The organism is Cellulomonas aerilata, assembly GCF_007991755.1.
GTDB classification, from domain to species: Bacteria; Actinomycetota; Actinomycetes; order Actinomycetales; family Cellulomonadaceae; genus Pengzhenrongella; species Pengzhenrongella aerilata.
On sequence record NZ_BJYY01000032.1, the window covers coordinates 1 to 648 of the forward strand.

Genomic DNA, 648 nt, shown 5'->3' on the forward strand with positions numbered 1-648 from the left:
GGCCGTCCGAGGCCGTCCCCGCCCTGCGCACCGACGTCCCGTCCACCGCTGCACCGCACGACACGAGGGAGCCCGTCATGACACCCACCCCTGCCGCAGCGCCCACGCTGCCCGACCTCGTCGTCCTGTCGCACCTGCGATGGCCGTGGGTGTGGCAGCGCCCGCAGCACCTGATGTCCCGCCTCGCCACGCAACGCACGGCGCACGGCGCGCGGACGTGGTTCGTCGAGGAGCCGATCACCGCCGACGTCGACTCCCCCCGGCTCGGGACGGAGCAGGTCGACGGCCTCACCCGTGTCTGGCTGGAGCTGCCCGCCGACCCCGGGCACACCCCGCGCAGCGTGCACCACCCGCTGGACCACGGCTTCGAGGAGCCGGCGGCCGCGGACTACAGCCGGCTGCTGCTCGCCGAGCTGGAGCGCGCCGGCCGCGCGGCCCGGGACGTCTGGGTCTACACGCCGATGGCCATGGAGCTGGCGCAGAGCCTCGACGGTGACCTGCTCGTCTACGACGTGATGGACGACCTGGCGTCGTTCAAGGACGCCCCGCAGGGTCTGGTCCTCGGGCAGCGCCGTCTGCTGGCCGAGGCGGACGTGGTGTTCACCGGTGGCCCGTCGTTGCACCGGGGGATCACGAGGCAGCGTGGGG

At 74.1% G+C, this 648-nt stretch carries 1 protein-coding gene; it reads left to right on the top strand.

The annotated features are described in order from the left end of the window. Positions 1–77: 77 nt before the first annotated feature. A partial coding sequence (locus tag CAE01nite_RS17935; protein ID WP_146906913.1) for a glycosyltransferase family protein occupies positions 78–648 on the top strand: 571 nt, incomplete at its 3' end.